Below are 18,047 nucleotides of genomic sequence, written 5' to 3'. Positions count from 1 at the left end.
GATCAATGACCACTCTGCTGAGCGACTGACGCATCGTTTGCGCCCCGCTCGGCGAGAGTCGTGTCGAGAATACGCAGCACCAGGGTGGCGAAATCGAGCCCGATATGCGCCGCGGACTGCGGCACCAGGCTGTGATCAGTCATGCCCGGCGAGGTGTTGACTTCCAGCAGCCAGAAGGCGCCGTCCGCATCTTCCATCACATCGACACGGCCCCAACCCTCGCAGCCCAGCACGTTGAATGCCTTGAGTGAGATCTCGGCCAATTCCGCCTCACGCGCAGCGCTCAGACCACAAGGCAGCAGATAGCGCGTGGTATTGGCGATGTATTTGGCATCGTAATCATAGAAGCCACTATCGGCTTCGATGCGAATGGCTGGCAATACCTCGCCGTCCAGCACCGAGACCGTATATTCCGGCCCCTTGATGAAACGCTCGGCCATCACTACCGCATCGAAGCGGCTGGCATCCGTCCAGGCATCATGGAGCGCCTGGGCGTCCTCGACGATATGAATGCCGAGAGTCGACCCCTCATGCACCGGCTTGACCACTACCGGGGTACCGAGCGTCTCTAGCACCGACTGCCAGTTCGTATCCGCCGCCAGGCGACAGGAACGCGGCGTCGGCAAGCCCTCGATATCCCAGAGCTTCTTGGTGCGCAGCTTGTCCATGCCCAGTGCAGAGGCCAGTACTCCGCTGCCGGTGTAGGGAATGCCCAGCAATTCCAGCGCCCCCTGCAAGGTGCCATCTTCGCCGCCCCGACCGTGCATGGCGATGAAGACACGGTCGGGGCGCAATGTCTCGAGACCGGCCAGCCCATGCGCCATGTCATAGCCCTGCACATCGACACCTGCGCCCTGCAGGGCCGCCAGCACCGCCGCACCGCTCTTGAGCGACACCTCGCGCTCGGCGCTCAGGCCACCGAACAGCACCACGACACGTCCATAGCGCGTGGCCAGCTCAGGATTCACGCCTGTCACTCCAGACGAGGAAGAAGAGACGGTCATAGCGTCACCTCGTCAAGCTTGAGGTCGGCCCCCGCCAGTGCCAGCGCAATGCCACCGACATCGCCCGCCCCCTGGGTAATCAGGATATCGTCCGGACGCAGCACGTTCTTGAGCAGGTCCGGCAAGGCACGCTTGTGTTCGACGAACAGCGGGTCCACCTGGCCGCGCTGACGGATCGAGCCCGCCAGCGAGCGGCCATCGGCGCCTGGAATCATCGCTTCCCCGGCACTGTAGACATCCAGCAGCAACAGGGTGTCGACTTCGGACAGCACACGCACGAAATCTTCATAGAGATCATGGGTGCGCGAATAACGGTGCGGCTGGTAGGCCATCACCAGACGGCGCTGCGGCCAGCCGGCGCGCACGGCGCGAATCACCATCTCCACTTCGCGCGGGTGGTGGCCATAATCGTCCACCAGCATCACGCTCTGCTCGCCATTGGGTGCCGCGAATTCTCCGTGCACCTGGAAGCGACGACCGACACCGGCAAAGCTTGCCAGCGCGCGAGCGATGGCTTCATCGCTGACACCGACATCGGTGGCGATGGCGATCGCCGCCAGGGCGTTGAGCGCATTGTGCTCACCCGGCATCGCCAGGGTGATCTCGAGCGGTGCATGGCCTTCCGGACGCAGCGCCGTGAAACTGAGCTGACCGCCACCCTGGCGGAAATCGCTGATGCGGTAATCGGCATCGTCACTGAAGCCGTAGGTCACGAACTGACGCTGAACACGCGGCAGCAGCTCACGCACGTTGGCATCATCGATACACAGCACCGCCAGACCGTAGAACGGCAGGTTGTGCAGGAATTCGATGAAGGTGTCCTTGAGGCGATTGAAGTCGCCCTCGTAGGTGGCCATGTGATCGGCATCGACATTGGTCACTACCGAGATCAACGGCTGAAGATGCAGGAAGGAGGCATCGGACTCATCCGCCTCGGCGACCAGATACTCCCCCTCGCCCAGACGGGCATTGGTGCCTGCGCTGGTCAGCTTGCCACCGATGACGAAGGTCGGGTCCATGCCGCCTTCCGCGAGCAGAGTCGCGGTCAGGCTGGTGGTGGTGGTCTTGCCGTGGGTACCGGCAATCGCGATGCCCTGGCGGAAACGCATCAGCTCGGCGAGCATCTCGGCGCGACGCACGACGGGAATGCGATGCTCCCGCGCCCAAGCCACTTCCGGGTTGGTGATGTCCACCGCGGTCGAGACCACGACCACATCCGAGCCTTCAGCATTGATGGCCGCATGACCGATGGCGACACGCACGCCGCACTCACGCAGGTGAGCCGTGACGGCGGATTCCTTGAGATCGCTACCGCTGACCTCATAGCCCATGTTGCCCAGTACTTCGGCGATACCACACATGCCCACACCGCCGATGCCGACGAAATGGATACGACGGATGCGGCGCATACCTGCACCGCGATCAGAATTGCTAGCGTTCAAGGCGAGTCTCCATGCAGCCTGCCAGCATGGTCGCTACCGCATCGAGTTCCGCACTATTGCGGGCGCGAGCGGCCATGCCAGTGAGTATCTTGGGGTCGAGCAATTCTGCCAGCGTCTCGGCGAGACGCTCGGCAGTCAACGTATTCTGGGGAATCAGGCGTGCGGCATCCGCCTTGACCAATACCGCGGCATTGACGGTCTGGTGGTCATCCACGGCGTGGGGGAACGGCACCAGCACCGCAGGGCGACCTGCCGCGGCCAGCTCGGCCACGGTCAGGGCGCCGGCGCGACAGACCACGAGGTCTGCCCAGGCATAGGCCTCGGCCATGTCACCGATGAACTCGCTGACCTCAGCCGTGACACCGACTGCCTGATAGGCGGCGAGGGTCGCCTCCTGCTTGTCACGTCCGGCCTGATGGCGCACCACGGGGCGCGAGGCTTCCGGCAGCAGGGCCAGCGCCGGCGCGAGCGTCTCGTTGAGCGCCTGAGCCCCCAGCGAGCCGCCCATCACCAGCAGATGCAAGGCACGCGACTCGCCTGCCGCCTCGGCAGCAGACTCGGACATATGCCCGGCGGCGCCGACGTCGGCGATCTCATCACGTACCGGATTGCCCACCACCTGAGCCCCGAGGGCCGGCGGGAAGGCGCCCGGGAAGGCGGCGTAGACACGCGTCGCCATCCGCGCCAGCACCTTGTTGGTCAGCCCCGCGATGGCGTTCTGCTCATGAATGATCAGCGGAATGCCTTCAAGGCGCGCCGCGAGCCCGCCCGGACCACTGGCGAAGCCACCGAGGCCCACCACCAGCACCGGCTTGAGCTCACGAATCACGCGCCTTGCCTGCAGGACGGCGCGCGCGAGACGAAACGGGATCGCCGCATAGCCCGCCAGCCCCTTGCCGCGCAAGCCTGCGACCTCGACCCGATGCAGCGGGTAGCCGGCGTCGGGCACCAGACGGTTCTCGATACCACGCGGGCTGCCCAGCCAATGAATCTCGTGACCGGCCGCCGCAAGGGCACGCGCCAGCGACAGCGCTGGAATCACATGTCCTCCCGTCCCGCCGGCCATCATCAGCACGACGCCCCTGGAGGCAGCGTCTACCGAGTCAACCGCCCCCTGGGGAGCGATGGTAGAAGAAGATGACGTCATGCCTGTGCTCCTTGCGGTGTCTCGGTCGGCTTCCTGGTCTTGCGGCGGGGCGCGGCGGCATTTCCTGTCGGTGTGCGGGTCAGCTTGCGGGTCTCGGCATCGATACGCAGCAGTATCGCGATCTGCACGCAACTGACGATCAGGCTGGAGCCGCCATAACTCATCAGGGGCAGGGTCAGCCCCTTGGTGGGCAGCAGTCCGCTGGCCACACCGATGTTGATGAAGGCCTGCGCCCCCAGCACGAGGGCGATACCGTAGCCGAGGTAGGCGCTGAACGGCAAGCCGGCGAGTTCAGCGCGGCGACCGATCTTGAAGGCGCGGTAGATCAGCAGTCCGAACAGCGCCACCACGGCCGTCGCCCCGATCAAGCCCAGCTCCTCGGCCAGCACGGCAAATACGAAATCGGTATGCGCTTCCGGCAGATAGAACAGCTTCTGCACGCTATTGCCCAGCCCCATGCCGCTCAGGTGGCCACGACCGAAGGCGATCAATGCCTGGGTCAGCTGGTAGCCACTGTCATACATGTTGGCCCACGGGTCGGTATAGGTGGTCAGGCGCTCCCAGCGATAGGGCTCGGCGATCGCCAAGAGCCAACCACCACCGCCCGCCAGGCCCAGCAAGACGATGAACCCCCACCAGGCGACGCCCGCCATCAGCAGCATGCCCATCACGGCACCGCCCATGACCACGATGGAGCCAAAGTCAGGCTCCAGTGCCAACAGCACGATCATCAGCAACAAGGGGACACAGGGCAGAATGAGGCCATTGACGACGCTGGCGCGCACCTTGTCGAGGCGGCGGTCCAGATAGCCGGCCAGCCAGATCATCAGGCACAGCTTGGCGATCTCGGAGGCCTGCACCCCGCCGACCAATGGCAGCGGTATCCAGCGCTTGGCGCCGTTGATCTCGCGCCCGACCACCAACACGACCACCAGCAGCACGAAGCCCAGCATCAGCATCGCGAAGCTGCGCTGCTGCCAGGCGGACATCGGCACGCGCAGCGTACAGAAGGCGGCCACCAGGCCGATCACGATAAAGATGCCGTGGCGCATGCTGTAGTAGAAGGCATTGCCATCGAAGCGCTCGCTCGAGATCTCGCTGGAGGCAGAGGTCACCATTACCCAGCCGATACACAGAATCGCCAGCGCGCAGAACAGCAGCCAGCCGTCGACGGGCTGACGCTCTGCCGTCAAGGTGTCATGGACTCGCCGGGCCTTGTTACGCATCGCAGGCTTCCTTGTCGCTGCTGCTAGGGCCAGAATTGCCGTCAGCACCAGACATGATGTACTGCGTGACCCAGTCACGGAAGGCGTCGCCGCGCGCCATGTAATGGGGGAACTGATCAAGACTGGCGCAGGCCGGTGACAGCAGCACGCAGTCACCCGCCTGAGCGATCTGTCGTGCATGACGCATGGCATCGCCCAGCGTCATGACTGGCGTCACGGGGACGTCATCGGCCAGGGCTTGCATCAATAACGGCGCATCCTGTCCGAACACCACCACCTCACGGGCATAACGGGCCAGTGGCGCCGCCAGCGGCGTGAAATCTGCGCCCTTGCCCTGGCCACCGGCCAGCAATATCAGCTTGCCCTCGAGCGTCGGGCCGAGACCGGCAATCGCCGCCAGCGTCGCCCCGACATTGGTGCCCTTGGAATCATTGATCCAGCGCACGCCCGCCACCTCGGCGATCAGCTCGCCGCGATGCGGCAAGCCCGCGAAGCTGGTTAGCTCGGCGACCATCGCCGCCTCGTCGAGGCCGATCGCGGTGCCCATCGCGAGTGCCGCCAGCGCATTGGCCTGATTGTGGCGGCCTGCAAGACGCACGTCCGCAGCAGGCATCACGCTGCGCAGCTGGCCAGACTCGGCATGACACAGCGACAGCGTGCCGCTCTCTTCCGCCAGGCACCATTGCGCCTGCCTGGCAGCCTCATCGGTCGACTTATCGGCCGACCCACCGAGCTGCACGCTGAAACTGACTCGCGCCACCGCATCATTCTCGGCCGGCCAGCTCCAGGCGTCATCGGCATTGATGACCGCAAGGCCTGCGCCGCGGAAGATACCGCGCTTGGCGGCCTGATAGCCGCGCATGCCGTCGTGGCGATCAAGATGATCTTCGGAGAGATTCAGGAAGCAGGCGACATCGGCCTTGAGCTCAGGCGTGGTCTCGAGCTGGAAGGAAGACAGCTCCAGCACGTAGAGCTCGGCATCGGGCTGCTCACGCAACAAGCTCAGCGCGGCGGTGCCCAGATTGCCGCCGACCGCCACGTCACGACCGGCACGCGCGGCCATCTGCGCGATCAGCGTGGTCACGGTGGACTTGGCGTTCGAGCCAGTGATCGCGACCAGCGTGGGCCGCTTGCCCTGCGCGTCACGAGCCTGGCGCTCATCCAGCGCGCGCACGAAGAGTGCGATCTCGCCGACCAGTCGCTCGCGGACCCCATCGAACACCGCCTGACGCGGGGCAATGCCCGGACTGAGTACCACCTCGCCGAAGCGTGACAGGTCCAGCGCTTCCAGTGGGCCAAGATGTACCTCGGCCTGCGGCGCATGCTCGCGCAGGCTCTCGAGGCCAGGCGGTGCGCTGCGGGTATCGGCGACGGCAAAGTCGATGCCGCGATCACTCAGATGGCGAGCGATCGCCTGTCCGGAGACACCAAGACCGACCACCAGGGTCGGTCCTTTGGCAGGCACCGGCGAGGCCGGTGTGTGAGAGGTGACAGAGAGGGTCATCGCGAATGCGTCCTCAGCGAACCTTGAGTGTGGCCAGGCCAAGCAGCACCAGCACGACGGTGATAATCCAGAAGCGCACGATGACGCGCGGCTCCGGCCAGCCTTTCAGCTCGAAGTGGTGATGCAGCGGCGCCATGCGGAAGATGCGTCGCCCGGTCAGCTTGTAGGAGCCGACCTGCAGGATCACCGAGACGGTTTCCATCACGAAGACGCCGCCCATGATGAACAGCACGATTTCCTGACGCACGATGACCGCCACGACCCCCAGTGCCGCGCCGAGCGCCAGCGCGCCCACATCGCCCATGAAGACCTGGGCGGGGTAGGTGTTGAACCACAGGAAACCGAGGCCGGCACCCGCGATGGTGGCGCAGAACACGGCCAGCTCACCGGAACCGGCAATGAACGGAATGTGCAGATACTCGGCGAACTTCAGATTGCCCGAGGCATAGGCGAAAATGGCCAGGCCCATGGCGACCAGCACGGTCGGCATGATCGCCAGACCATCGAGGCCATCGGTCAGGTTGACCGCATTGGAGCTGCCGACGATCACGAAGTAGGTCAGCACCACGTAGAACACGCCCAGCGGGATGACGACGTCCTTGAAGAATGGCACCAGCAGGCCCGTCTCGGCCGGCGTGCTCGCCGTCAGGTACAGCACCACGGCGGCGCCGATGCCCACCACCGACTGCCAGAAGTACTTCCAGCGCGCCGGCAGGCCACGCGGATTCTTCTCCACCACCTTGCGGTAGTCATCGACCCAGCCGACGGCGCCGAAGCCCAGCGTCACGACCAGCACCACCCAGACATACAGGTTGGTCAGGTCGCCCCACAGCAGGGTGGAGACGGCCATCGACAGCAGGATCATCACGCCGCCCATGGTCGGAGTACCGGCCTTGGAAAGGTGAGACTTGGGGCCATCGTCGCGCACGGCCTGGCCGATCTGGCCATCGACGAGCTTGCGGATGACCCAGGGACCCAGCCACAGACACAGCAACAGTGCCGTCAACGTGGCCAATACCACGCGCAGGGTCAGATAATTGAAAACCGTAAAGGCGCCATTGAATTGGGCCAGAAACTCAGCAAGCAGCAGCAGCATGACTCACATTCACCTTGATGCGTCGACCTTGAGCGCGGCAACGACATTCTCCATGCCAGCGCTGCGAGACCCCTTGACCAGAACACTGGCCCCGGTGGGTAGATGGTTACGGGCGTAAGCTTCCAGCTCCACCCGCTCGATAAAGTGCTTGCCACCGGCCCCGAAGGCCTCGGCAGTCGCCTGAGCGCCCTCGCCGCAGGTGGCAATGAAATCTATGCCCAGCTTGCGGGCGTAATCGCCCACCTCGGCATGCAGACGTTCGGCGTCGGCTCCGAGTTCGCCCATGGCGCCCATCAGGCACCAGCGCGGCGCAGGCAGTGTCGCCAGCAGATCCAGCGCCGCCAGCATGGCACCGGGGTTGGCGTTGTAGCTGTCATCCAGCAGACGCGAACCATTGATGCCCGCCACGACCCCCAACCTGCCGGGCACGCTCTCGGCACTCTCGAGCCCGGCGATCACCAGATCACTGTCGATGCCCAGTGCCAGGCACGCCGCGGCAGCCGCCAGCGCATTGGCCACGTTGTGACGCCCCAGCAACGCCAGCTGAACACGGCCGAGCGAGCGGCCATCAAACGTCAGTTCGAAAGCATAACGCCCGAGTTCATCCGCGCCTAGCTCACGCGCCTGCAGGCGTGCCGGGCAATCAACGCTATCCACGCTGCCATCCGCAGCGTCATCCGCAACGCTGAAGTCGATGATATCGATCGCCTGACCAGTCGCGGCCAGCGCCTGCCAAAGCGAGAAGTAGGCGTCATCACGGTTGAGCACCGCGACCGGGCGTCGTCCTCCCAACGGGCTGAGGCCCGCCAGAATCTCGCCCTTGGCCTGGGCGATCTGACCCATGCCGCCGAATTCGCCGACATGGGCGCCGGTGACATTGGTGATCACCGCCACTTGCGGGCGCGCCAGGGCCGTCGTCCAGGCAATCTCGCCGAGGTGATTGGCGCCCAGTTCGACCACGCCGTGCTGGTGGGCATCGCTCAAGCGCAGCAACGTCATCGGCAGGCCGAAATCGTTGTTGAGGTTGCCGTGATTGGCGAGGCTTTGGGCCTCGAAACGCGCGGCATCCCGCACGAGGATGGCATGCACCAGGCCCTTGACACTGGTCTTGCCACTGTTGCCGGTCACCGCGATCAAGGGCTTCCCCCAGGCACGGCGACGCGCCGCCGCCAGCAGCCCGAAGGCCAGCCGGGTATCCGCAACGACGATCTGCGGCAGCGGGTCATCCACTGCCCGTTCGACCAGCGCCGCGACGGCGCCATTGGCGCGAGCCTGGGCGAGGAAGTCATGGGCGTCGAATCGCTCGCCCTTGAGTGCCACAAAAAGCGGCGCGGCCTGCTCGCCAAGCTTGCGGGTGTCCGTCTCGATGACGCCCAGCGACTGACCGCGCAATGCCGGTGGCAACTGCGCCCCGAGCACCGCGGCCAGTTCCTCGAAGGTACTCAGAGCGACGGGCTGTTCAGGCGCGCTCATGCGTCACGCTCCTGACCTTCCAGCATCGAGAGCTCACGACGCTCCAGCGCCGCGACCGCATGGGCCACATCCGAAAACGGCAGTCGCTGACCGTCGATTTCCTGATAGTCCTCGTGCCCCTTGCCGGCGATCAGGATGACATCATGCTCGCCGGCATCCCGGATGACCTGGGCAATGGCCTCACCACGCTCGGCGATATCCAGCACGCGCTCGCGGGAATGGATGCCGGTCATCATCTGCTGACGGATGGCGGCGGCATCCTCGCTACGCGGGTTGTCATCGGTGATCACGACACGGTCGGCGCCCTGCTCGGCGGCCGTGGCCATCAGCGGGCGCTTGCCGCTATCGCGATCGCCGCCACAGCCGAGTACACACCACAGGCGCGCATCATCCCGCGCCGGCAGGTGGGCACGCAGCGCGGTCAGTGCCGTCTCGACGGCCTCCGGCGTGTGGGCGTAGTCGACCACCACCACCGGCGCGCCATCACGGCTCAGGCGCTGCATGCGGCCCGGCACCGGCGTCAGACGCGGCGCGGCGGCAAACAGCCCCTCGAACGTATAGTCGAGGCCATGCAGGATCAGCATTGCCAGCAAGGCGTTGTCGAGATTGAAGCGCCCCATCAGATTGAGGCCCAGCTCACGCTCGCCATCCGGCGTCGCGATCACGGCAACCTGGCCCAGCGGCTCGGGGAAGACATCCAGCACGCGCAGGGTCGCGACATCATCACGCCCCATCGCCAGCACGCGCACGCCGCGCTGCATGCCGGCCAGCATCAGACGCGCCAGCGCATCATCGGCATTGAGCACCGCAAGCTTGAGTTCGGGGCGCTTGAACAGCTTCGCCTTGGCCGCCGCATAGGCCGCCATGCTGCCGTGGTAGTCGAGGTGGTCTCGCGAAAGATTGGTATAGCCCGCAACGGTGAAGCGACAGCCATTGACGCGCCCTTGATCCAGCGCATGGGAAGAGACTTCCATCGCGATCAGCTCGGCACCGGCAAGGCTCAGGCCCTTGAGCGCCGCCTGCACGGCCAGGGCATCAGGCGTGGTGCGCTCGCCCGCGACCAGCGCGCCGGGACGCCCGATGCCGAGCGTGCCGATCATGCCGGCGGGCGTGCCCATCGCTTCGGCCAGCTCGGCGATGTAATGGGTGACGGAAGACTTGCCATTGGTGCCCGTGACCCCGACCAGCGTCAGCGACTCGGGCACACTGAAGGCCTGGCGACCCAGCTCACCGAGCTGCTCGCCCAGATTCTCGAGCCAGACGACTCTGGCATCGTCTGAATGCAGCGCGAGACGTGCATCCCCGCCTGCGGGTCTTTCGGCCAGCACCAGCTCGGCACCGCCCTCAAGCGCCGCGGCGATATAGTCGCGGCCATCGCTGGCGATGCCGGGGATGGCGATGAAGAGCGAACCCTGCGCGGCACTGCGACTGTCGATCGTCAGGTGCCAGTCATCGCGCGCGGCAAGCCGCGCGCGCCAATCATCATCGAGGGCGCCTGGCCACAGTGCCAGCAAGGCGGCGAGCATGTCGCTCGCCGTGGCCAACGGGCGCGCCAGAAACTCGCCCAGGCGCCTGGAATCGTGCGGTGAAGTCATGTCGGAAGACCTTCCTTGTTCCCGATGTCCCGGAACGTATTCACTACATGAGAAAAAAGACGCAGCCGCCCGCCCGGGGCCGACGACCATGCCACATTGAATGCGTTACTCATCGACCTTGCTGTCCGGCGGCACATCCAGCAGGCGCAATGCCTTGCCCACCACGCGCCCGAACACGGGCGCCGCCACCAGACCGCCGTAATATTCTTGCCCTTTGGGGTTCTCGATCATCACCACGGTCACGATACGCGGATCAGACACCGGTGCCACACCCGCGAACAACGAACGATAGGCGGTCTTCTGATAACCACCGGCCGTCACCTTGCGCACGGTGCCCGTCTTGCCGGCGATGCGATAGCCTTCGACCACCGCCCGCTTGGCAGGCCCGTTGGGCTGCACGATCTTCTCCATCATGCCGAGCAAGGCGTGCGCGTTGTCCGATGAGATCACCTGGTCACCGACCGGCGGCGTCTTGACCTTGAGCAGCGACGGCGGCACACGACGACCGTCGTTGGCGAGCGCGGTGAAGGCACTGGCCAGCTGCAGTGCCGAGACGCTGATACCGTAGCCGTAGGAGATGGAGGCCCGCTTGCTGCGCGACCAGTTGGTCGGCGGCGGCAGCACGCCGGTCGTCTCGCCCGGGAAGCCGGTGCCCGGTGCCTGGCCGAGGCCCAGCTCATAGTAGCGATTCCATACCGCATCATCCTCGAGACTCAGCGCCATGCGGCTCATGCCGATATTCGAGGAATGGTAGAGAATGCCGGCCATGTCGAGCTTGCCGTAGTTGCGGAAGTCACGAATGGTGAACTGATCGACCCGCATGTAACCCGGCGTGGTATCGATCACCGTATCCGGCTGATACAGGTCAGTGGCAAGCCCAGCGCTCATCGCCAGCGGCTTCATCACCGAGCCCGGCTCGAAGGCATCGGTGATCGCGCGGTTGCGAAGCCCCTCGGGATCAAGCCCGGCACGGTTGTTCGGGTTATAGGACTTCTGATTGACCATCGCCAGCACCTCGCCGGTGCGCGCATCCATCATCACCAGGGTGCCGCCATCGGCGCGGTGCTCCGCCACGGCCGCCTTGAGTTCGCGGTAGGCCATGTATTGCAGACGCAGGTCGATGGAGAGCGTCAGGTCGCCACCGGGCTTGGCTTCGCTGATCAGATGCAGGTCACGCACCAGCCGCCCCTTGCGGTCCTTGAGCACACGTCGCTTGCCCGGCGTGCCGGAAAGGTAGGAATTGTAGGCAAGCTCGAGCCCTTCCTGACCCTTGTCATCGACGTTGGTCACGCCGATCAACTGGGCGGAGACTTCTCCGGAGGGATAATAGCGCTTGTATTCCTGCTTGTGGCTGACGCCCGGAATATCGAGGTCAATGGCAGGCTGAGCCTGCGGCGGGGTCATCTGGCGCTTGATGTACATGAAGCCCTTGCCGGCATCACGATAGCGGCGGACGCGAGCAATAAGGTCATCCGGCTTCTGACCCAGCGCGCGCGCCAGCAATGACAGACGCACGGGGTCATCAGGCACCTTGCGCGGGTCGGCCCACAGGGTGATGACAGGCGTGGAGATCGCCAGCGGCTCACCGGTGCGATCGGTGATCATGCCGCGGTGTGCATTGATGCTGTCGACACGCAGGGTGCGTGCATCGCCCTGATCCTGCAGGAACTGCTGATCGAAGAGCTGGAGATAGCCGATGCGGCCGACCAGAGCGACAAGCCCGGCAAGCACGATGAAGAGCATGATGCGATAGCGGGCAGGCCCCATGGCCGCGCGTGCGCTCTTGCGGGCACCGCTTGCGGCCTTGGTACGAGCGGGCGTCTCAGCGCCGGCGGCTTTGCGCGGGCGTGACGAAGGCGGGCGACGCGTGGCCATCAGCGAATGACCTCGACATCGTGGACATCCGGGACGCGCATCTCGAGTCGCTCGATGCTGATGCTTTCGATACGCGCCGGTGCCGACCAGGCGCTCTCTTCCAGCAGCAGGCGGCCCCAGCGTGCACGCGCATCATCGCGCGCCGCTTCCAGCTTCTGCAGCTGGGCATATTGGCCGCGCGAGAGGTGCGAGCTGATGACGACGGCAGCGGCAGAGCCGAGCAGACTGAGCATCAGCACCGCGAAACACAGGTGACGCCAACGCATCTGCACCTTGATCGGCCAGTTACCCGTCCAGCCCTCCTGTCTCCGTCCCGCCATGCCGACTCCCTAATCACTCTGAACGTGATGCCCCGCATCACGAATATCCTTGCAGACTGTCAACGTGCAAGCGCGATGTTCGCTCACTTGTTTGAAGCGCCCGGCGCATTATGTCAGCAAGTGGCGTTAGCCGCTAAGAGTTGCAGCACGGCAACACTTGTGTCGCCCTTTCACCACAGCCCACTTGCGCGCGCGCCTGCCGGTAGGCAGGCGCAGAAAGAGGCACGATTCCCCAGAGGGTGCACAGAGGCTATTTGAGCTTTTCGGCAATGCGCATCACCGCACTGCGCGAACGGACATTGGCATCGACTTCGCTTTGCGAAGCCTTCTGTGCCTTGCCCACCAGCTTGAGACGCTTGTTGAGCTGGTCTTCGCGGATCGGCATGCCACGCGGCGCCTGATCCCCCCGCGCCTTGTCACGCATGAAGCGCTTGACGATGCGGTCTTCCAGCGAGTGGAAGCTGATCACGACCAGACGACCGCCGGGCTTGAGCGCCTCGAGACCGGCATCCAGCGCGCGGGTCAGCTCATCCAGCTCACCATTGATGTGAATGCGGATCGCCTGGAAGACACGCGTCGCCGGGTGCTTGTGCTTCTCCCAGTTGGGGTGGGCATCCTTGATCAGGCTGGCGAAGTCGCCGGTGCGCGTGATGGGTCGCTCGGCGCGACGCTCCACCACGGCACGCGCCAGGCGCTTGGCATAACGCTCCTCACCGTAGGTCTTGAAGACCCAGGCCATATCCTCGGCACTGGCACGCGACAGCCACTCGGCGGCGCTCTCGCCACTGGTGGGGTCCATGCGCATGTCCAGCGGGCCATCATTCATGAAGCTGAAGCCACGCTCGGCATCATCCAGCTGCGGGGATGACACGCCGATGTCGAGCAGGATGCCATCCAGCTGACCGTGCACGCCCTCATGCTCGGCATACTCGCCAAGACGCGCGAATTCACCGGCATGGATACTGAAACGCTCATCATCGATGGTCGCGGCTTCCGCCAGCGCCTGGGGGTCACGATCACAGGCGATCAGACGCCCCTCGGGCGCCAGACGCGACAGGATCAGACGCGAATGGCCACCGCGACCGAAGGTGCCGTCGAAGTAGACGCCGGCAGTGTCCTGAATCAGACCATCGACCGCACCATCGAGCATGACACTGACATGCGCGAAGCGATCAGCCACTTCGACGGACTCGGTATCGACAGACTCGGTAACGGAAGGAGCACTGGGCTTGGACATGACGAAACTCTGGACCTTGGCACGCGATGCGAGCAGTGAAAGCCGGTGGCAAAGGACACCGACAGCATAAGAGCGGAGACAGCGCCTGCGTGCAGCAGGCAAGCGGCTGAAACACGAATTCAAGTGCCATAACCGACAACCGGCGCCTGTCACGGCAGCGTGTTCGTTGCCATCCAACTGCAATGGTCATTCACGAAACACGCAGCGGACGGCGCCGGTCATGCGAATTCAAGGTGTGCTGCCACCGCTCGCATCGCGAAGGATGGCAGCACACTGACGTTATAAGGCGGGAGATGACCGATAAGCCGGGTCTTGTCGTGGACAGTCATTCATCTAGGCCCTGAATCACTTCAGGGCTCAAGCAACCAACCCGCCCCCACTGCGGGCAGCAGCATAGGGGGCCTATTTGGTCTTGCTCCAGGTGGGGTTTACCTCGCCGCGAACTGTTACCAGCCGCGCGGTGCGCTCTTACCGCACCCTTTCACCCTTACCGGTCAGCCGAAGCTGACGTAGGCGGTCTTCTCTCTGCTGCACTTGCCGTCGGCTCGCGCCGCCCAGACGTTATCTGGCACCTTGCCCTATGGAGCCCGGACTTTCCTCCCCCAGCTTGCGCTGGCGGCGACTGTCTGGCCGTCTCCCAAGCACGCAAGACTACCAGTGTCATGGGCCTTTCACAAGACGAAGCCCGCGCAGGCCGAACAATGGCAGCGGCAAAAAAGTCTGGCGTGACAGAGGTTTGCCTATTCCTCCGCCGCGTCCTTCATGGCTTGCGCCTTGGCATACCAGGCTTTCTTGCGCCCGCCCACCAGACGTGTGGCGATAGCGGCCATCTGCTTGACGCCGACGCCCTCCTCGAACAGCACCTGCAACAGGGCGTCGCCTTCGACACTGGCCGCCTCGTCGCCGTCACGTGCCGGCGCTCCTTCGATCATGACCACGAACTCACCGCGTGTCTGATCACTGTCAGCGTCCATCTGCGCCAGCAGCTCGGCCGCCGTGCCATCGAGGAAGGTCTCGAAGGTCTTGGTCAGCTCACGGGCCAGCACGACCCGACGCTCGCCCAGCACCTCGCGGATATCGCCGAGCAGCGCCTGGATACGGTGCGGAGATTCATACAGCACGTGGGTGGCGCTATCGTCGCGCAGCGCGGCAAGGCGCGCCTGACGCGGGCCGCCCTTGTGGGCCAGAAAGCCTTCGAAGGTGAAGCGATCCGTCGGCAGGCCCGCAGCGCTGAGGGCGGTGATCAACGCGCACGGCCCCGGCAGCGGCACTACCTTGAAGCCACGCTCGCGCAGGGCGCGCACGACGATGAAGCCGGGATCAGAGATCAGCGGCGTGCCGGCATCGGAGACCAACGCGACGCGTCGGCCTGCCTCCAGCGCCTGACACAGCTGGTCGACACGGCCACGCTCGTTGTGATCGTGCAGGGACATCATGGGCACTTCCAGGCCCAGGTGACGCAGCAACCGCGCGCTGTGGCGGGTATCCTCGGCTGCGATCAGGTCCACTTCTCCCAGCACCCGCGCGGCGCGGGGACTGAGATCATCGAGGTTACCAATCGGCGTGGCGACCACGTACAATACGCCTTCAGAAGACTCGGACATTCAATGCTTCGACTCGTTGAACTCAATGGTAGAAATGGTCGTCAGACACAGGCAGATTGCCTTGGGACATTTCATCCGAAGGACGCTGCATGCGTGGCCCTGATCGACCGAGTGCCATGATGCCTTTCACCCTTCATCACAGTAGGCGGCGATGCACAGTCCTGACCACATCGCCCATCAGCCAAGGGACCGTCGTACATGCGCCAGACATGGAATCGTGCATCAGCCAATACGCTGGGCACTTCGTCAGCCATCCGGCAGGAGGCCGCGCGCCGTTCACGTTCCGGCCTGCGCACGCTGGCGGGCCTCGCCGCCTCCGCCCTGCTGCTGGCAGGGTGTGCCGGACAGTCACCGCTTTCCAGCGGCCCCGGTGCCGATGCCCTGCTAGCTCAGGCCGAGCAGCAACAGGGTCAGCAAGCGGCCAGTACGCGCCTGCAAGCTGCGGACATCCTAGCACGCAGCGGCGACAACGCGCAGGCGATCACCATCGCATCCGACATCGACCCGACAAGCCTTGAGCCGCAGGAACGCGTGCAATGGGCCCTGCTGCTGTCGCGTATCGCGCTTGAGCAGCAGGACGGCTGGAACACGATCCTGGCCACCTCGGTGCTCGAGGACAACATCCAGATGTCCAGCGATGACCAGCGCACACTGCGCAAGCGTCGCGGCCTGGCACTCGGCATGGTCGGCGAACCCCTGGCCAGCGCCCAGACCCTGATCGCCCTGCAGGCCGACAGCGATGACCTGAGCATCAACGACACCCTGTGGGAGCAGCTCACGCGCCTCTCGCCCAGTCAGCTCAATGAGCTGGCCAGCGCTAGCCCGACCGCCAGCGGCTGGACGGACCTGCTGCGCCTACAGCGTCGCTTCGGCGGCAACATCGACCAGATGTTCTCCGCCATCAACGACTGGTCGGACGCCAACCCGCAGCATCCCGCAGCGCGCCAGATGCCGCAGGGCATTCTCGATCTGCGCGAGCTCTCCGGCCAGGAAGTGCGCAAGATTGCCGTCTTCCTGCCCGAGTCCGGTTCGCTCAAGCGGATCGCCCAGGCCATCCGTGAAGGCATCGAGGCACGCCATCGCAGCGCCATCGACAATGCCGAGGCCACGCCGCAGCTGAGTTTCTATGACACCTCGAGCGCGGACCTCAAGACCCTGTATGCCCGTGCCACCATGGATGGCGCTCAGGTCGTGCTCGGCCCGCTGGACAAGAAGCTGGTCAGTCGGCTCGAGACTCAGAACAGCCTGCCGCTGCCGACACTGGCCCTCAACTACGGCACCCATGACAGCAACCGTGCCGACAACCTGTTCCAGTACGGCCTTTCCGCCGAGGACGAAGCCCGCCAGGTCGCCCTGCGAGCCGCTCTCGACGGCCATCGTGGCGCCGCCGCACTGGTGCCCAACAATGCCTGGGGCCAACGCGTCTACAGCGCCTTCCGCGACCGCTTCGAGCAGGAAGGTGGCGACATCGTCTCCGTTGAGCGCTACAACCCCAAGGGCGCCGTCAGCTCGGCCGTCAAGGACCTGCTGTCGGTCTCGAGCCAGGACCAGGCGCGCATGAAGTCCGCCAAGAAATCCGGCAGCAAATACGGCCGCGCGCACTCCGGCAACATCGACATGATCTTCCTGCTGGCGCTGCCGAGCTATGCGCGTCAGGTGCCGCCGATGCTGGACTTCTACTACGCGGGCGACCTGCCGATCTACGGCACTTCCCATCTCTATGACGGCGCACCGCAGCCCGATCAGGACGGCGACCTCAATGGCGTCGACTTCGTGGACATTCCCTGGGAAGTGCCGGAGGCCTCCTCCGGTGGCAAGGCATCCCTGCCGGAAGCCGACACCTATCGCGCCCTGTCCGATGCTTCACCACGCATGCTCAAGCTCAACGCCATGGGGGTCGATGCCTATCGTCTGGCCCAGCGCGTACCGCTGATGCTGGCCGGAGCGGGCGGCGAACTCTTCGGCGCCACCGGCAGCCTCTTCCCGCGCCACGATGGACGCATCGAGCGCACGCTGCCCTGGGCTGAATTCAGAGGTGGCGTACCGCGTCCGCCACTGAAAGGCGCCAACAGCCGCACCGTCGAAGCCTACACGCCCTGACATGACACGCGCCGACTCGCCCTCTGGCAAAGCGCACCCGCCTCCCCAGCGTCGCGCCCGAGCGCGCGGCGCCGTCATCGAGGCGGAGGTAGAACAATGGCTGGCAGCGCGTGGCCTGACACCCGTCACGCGCAACCAGCATGCCAAGGGCGGCGAGATCGACCTGATCATGCGTGACGCCGAGACCCTGGTCTTCATCGAGGTGCGCTACCGGGCCAACTCCCGCTTCGGCAGCGCACTGGAAAGCGTGACCCATACCAAGCAACGCCGGCTGATCACTGCCGCGCGTTTTTATCTGGCCCAGCACGGGCTATCATGTTCCTGCCGCTTCGACGTGGTAGGCGTGGAGGGGACCTCCCCTCGTTCCATTCACTGGATTCGCCACGCCTTCGAAGCGTTCTGAAGCCAACGACCAAGAGCCATC

Annotated in this window: 14 protein-coding genes and 1 other RNA gene; 2 read left to right on the top strand and 13 right to left on the bottom strand. The window is 64.9% G+C overall.

The genetic code is table 11. The features are described from left to right. Window positions 1–2: 2 nt before the first annotated feature. The 13 genes from NH396_RS06360 to rsmI all read right to left on the bottom strand — a co-directional run bounded on the left by NH396_RS06360 (window position 3) and on the right by rsmI (window position 15,523). On the bottom strand, window positions 3–968 hold the full coding sequence (locus NH396_RS06360; protein ID WP_253062273.1) for a D-alanine--D-alanine ligase: 966 nt from the start codon (window positions 966–968) through the stop codon (window positions 3–5). A 32-nt stretch (window positions 969–1,000) separates the two neighbouring features. Next, window positions 1,001–2,413, bottom strand: coding sequence for a UDP-N-acetylmuramate--L-alanine ligase (murC, locus tag NH396_RS06355; RefSeq protein WP_176678272.1), 1,413 nt, complete (start codon window positions 2,411–2,413; stop codon window positions 1,001–1,003). 22 nt (window positions 2,414–2,435) lie between these two features. Next, window positions 2,436–3,512, bottom strand: coding sequence for an undecaprenyldiphospho-muramoylpentapeptide beta-N-acetylglucosaminyltransferase (murG, locus tag NH396_RS06350; RefSeq protein WP_176678271.1), 1,077 nt, complete (start codon window positions 3,510–3,512; stop codon window positions 2,436–2,438). Window positions 3,513–3,589: 77 nt separating this feature from the next. After that, on the bottom strand, window positions 3,590–4,819 hold the full coding sequence (ftsW, locus tag NH396_RS06345; RefSeq protein WP_176676307.1) for a putative lipid II flippase FtsW: 1,230 nt from the start codon (window positions 4,817–4,819) through the stop codon (window positions 3,590–3,592). Continuing rightward, complete coding sequence (murD, locus tag NH396_RS06340) at window positions 4,812–6,323, bottom strand: UDP-N-acetylmuramoyl-L-alanine--D-glutamate ligase (RefSeq protein WP_253062271.1); 1,512 nt, start codon at window positions 6,321–6,323, stop codon at window positions 4,812–4,814. The genes ftsW and murD overlap by 8 nt, the downstream gene beginning before the upstream one ends. 13 nt (window positions 6,324–6,336) lie before the next feature. Next, the gene (gene mraY / locus NH396_RS06335) at window positions 6,337–7,419 is read right to left on the bottom strand and encodes a phospho-N-acetylmuramoyl-pentapeptide-transferase (protein WP_176676305.1); all 1,083 of its coding nucleotides are present in this window, start codon (window positions 7,417–7,419) and stop codon (window positions 6,337–6,339) included. A gap of 9 nt (window positions 7,420–7,428) precedes the next feature. Beyond that, on the bottom strand, window positions 7,429–8,892 hold the full coding sequence (gene murF, locus NH396_RS06330) for a UDP-N-acetylmuramoyl-tripeptide--D-alanyl-D-alanine ligase (protein WP_176676304.1): 1,464 nt from the start codon (window positions 8,890–8,892) through the stop codon (window positions 7,429–7,431). Beyond that, window positions 8,889–10,487 carry a UDP-N-acetylmuramoyl-L-alanyl-D-glutamate--2,6-diaminopimelate ligase gene (locus tag NH396_RS06325; RefSeq protein WP_253062269.1) on the bottom strand — a complete coding sequence of 533 codons (1,599 nt, stop codon included), beginning with the start codon at window positions 10,485–10,487 and terminating at the stop codon, window positions 8,889–8,891. The genes murF and NH396_RS06325 overlap by 4 nt, the downstream gene beginning before the upstream one ends. Window positions 10,488–10,592: 105 nt before the next feature. Further along, window positions 10,593–12,254, bottom strand: coding sequence for a penicillin-binding protein 2 (locus NH396_RS06320; RefSeq protein WP_176678269.1), 1,662 nt, complete (start codon window positions 12,252–12,254; stop codon window positions 10,593–10,595). A 107-nt stretch (window positions 12,255–12,361) separates the two neighbouring features. Next, window positions 12,362–12,682, bottom strand: coding sequence for a cell division protein FtsL (gene ftsL / locus NH396_RS06315; RefSeq protein ID WP_175088323.1), 321 nt, complete (start codon window positions 12,680–12,682; stop codon window positions 12,362–12,364). A gap of 250 nt (window positions 12,683–12,932) precedes the next feature. Further along, window positions 12,933–13,919: a 16S rRNA (cytosine(1402)-N(4))-methyltransferase RsmH gene (rsmH, locus tag NH396_RS06310; RefSeq protein ID WP_176676302.1), complete on the bottom strand. Its 987-nt coding sequence runs from the start codon at window positions 13,917–13,919 to the stop codon at window positions 12,933–12,935. Between the two features lie 285 nt (window positions 13,920–14,204). Beyond that, window positions 14,205–14,557, bottom strand: an RNA gene (gene rnpB, locus NH396_RS06305) — RNase P RNA component class A. A gap of 102 nt (window positions 14,558–14,659) precedes the next feature. Next, window positions 14,660–15,523, bottom strand: a complete 864-nt coding sequence (gene rsmI, locus NH396_RS06300; RefSeq protein WP_043332510.1) for a 16S rRNA (cytidine(1402)-2'-O)-methyltransferase — start codon at window positions 15,521–15,523, stop codon at window positions 14,660–14,662. A gap of 198 nt (window positions 15,524–15,721) precedes the next feature. Between rsmI and NH396_RS06295 the strand changes: the two genes are divergently transcribed. Both NH396_RS06295 and NH396_RS06290 read left to right on the top strand, forming a co-directional pair. Continuing rightward, a complete protein-coding gene (locus NH396_RS06295) occupies window positions 15,722–17,623 on the top strand; it encodes a penicillin-binding protein activator (RefSeq protein ID WP_176676301.1) in 1,902 nt (633 codons plus the stop codon). Between the two features lies 1 nt (window position 17,624). Beyond that, window positions 17,625–18,026, top strand: coding sequence for a YraN family protein (locus tag NH396_RS06290; protein WP_052384397.1), 402 nt, complete (start codon window positions 17,625–17,627; stop codon window positions 18,024–18,026). The last annotated feature ends 21 nt before the right edge of the window (window positions 18,027–18,047 follow it).

The organism is Cobetia sp. Dlab-2-AX (genome assembly GCF_024124625.1).
In the GTDB taxonomy this organism is placed as follows: domain Bacteria; phylum Pseudomonadota; class Gammaproteobacteria; order Pseudomonadales; family Halomonadaceae; genus Cobetia.
Note: the sequence above shows the minus strand (reverse complement) of the source record. Positions and strands in the feature narration are given on the sequence as shown.

What these genes read in the sequence shown, in the direction of transcription:
- NH396_RS06325 (WP_253062269.1), bottom strand. Translation starts at nt 10,487, where the DNA reads ATGACTTCACCGCACGATTCCAGGCGCCTGGGCGAGTTTCTGGCGCGC.
- mraY (WP_176676305.1), bottom strand. Translation starts at nt 7,419, where the DNA reads ATGCTGCTGCTGCTTGCTGAGTTTCTGGCCCAATTCAATGGCGCCTTT.
- ftsW (WP_176676307.1), bottom strand. Translation starts at nt 4,819, where the DNA reads ATGCGTAACAAGGCCCGGCGAGTCCATGACACCTTGACGGCAGAGCGT.
- murG (WP_176678271.1), bottom strand. Translation starts at nt 3,512, where the DNA reads ATGGCCGGCGGGACGGGAGGACATGTGATTCCAGCGCTGTCGCTGGCG.
- NH396_RS06320 (WP_176678269.1), bottom strand. Translation starts at nt 12,254, where the DNA reads ATGGGGCCTGCCCGCTATCGCATCATGCTCTTCATCGTGCTTGCCGGG.
- NH396_RS06295 (WP_176676301.1), top strand. Translation starts at nt 15,722, where the DNA reads ATGCGCCAGACATGGAATCGTGCATCAGCCAATACGCTGGGCACTTCG.
- murC (WP_176678272.1), bottom strand. Translation starts at nt 2,413, where the DNA reads ATGCGCCGCATCCGTCGTATCCATTTCGTCGGCATCGGCGGTGTGGGC.
- rsmI (WP_043332510.1), bottom strand. Translation starts at nt 15,523, where the DNA reads ATGTCCGAGTCTTCTGAAGGCGTATTGTACGTGGTCGCCACGCCGATT.
- rsmH (WP_176676302.1), bottom strand. Translation starts at nt 13,919, where the DNA reads ATGTCCAAGCCCAGTGCTCCTTCCGTTACCGAGTCTGTCGATACCGAG.
- NH396_RS06290 (WP_052384397.1), top strand. Translation starts at nt 17,625, where the DNA reads ATGACACGCGCCGACTCGCCCTCTGGCAAAGCGCACCCGCCTCCCCAG.
- murD (WP_253062271.1), bottom strand. Translation starts at nt 6,323, where the DNA reads ATGACCCTCTCTGTCACCTCTCACACACCGGCCTCGCCGGTGCCTGCC.
- murF (WP_176676304.1), bottom strand. Translation starts at nt 8,892, where the DNA reads ATGAGCGCGCCTGAACAGCCCGTCGCTCTGAGTACCTTCGAGGAACTG.
- ftsL (WP_175088323.1), bottom strand. Translation starts at nt 12,682, where the DNA reads ATGGCGGGACGGAGACAGGAGGGCTGGACGGGTAACTGGCCGATCAAG.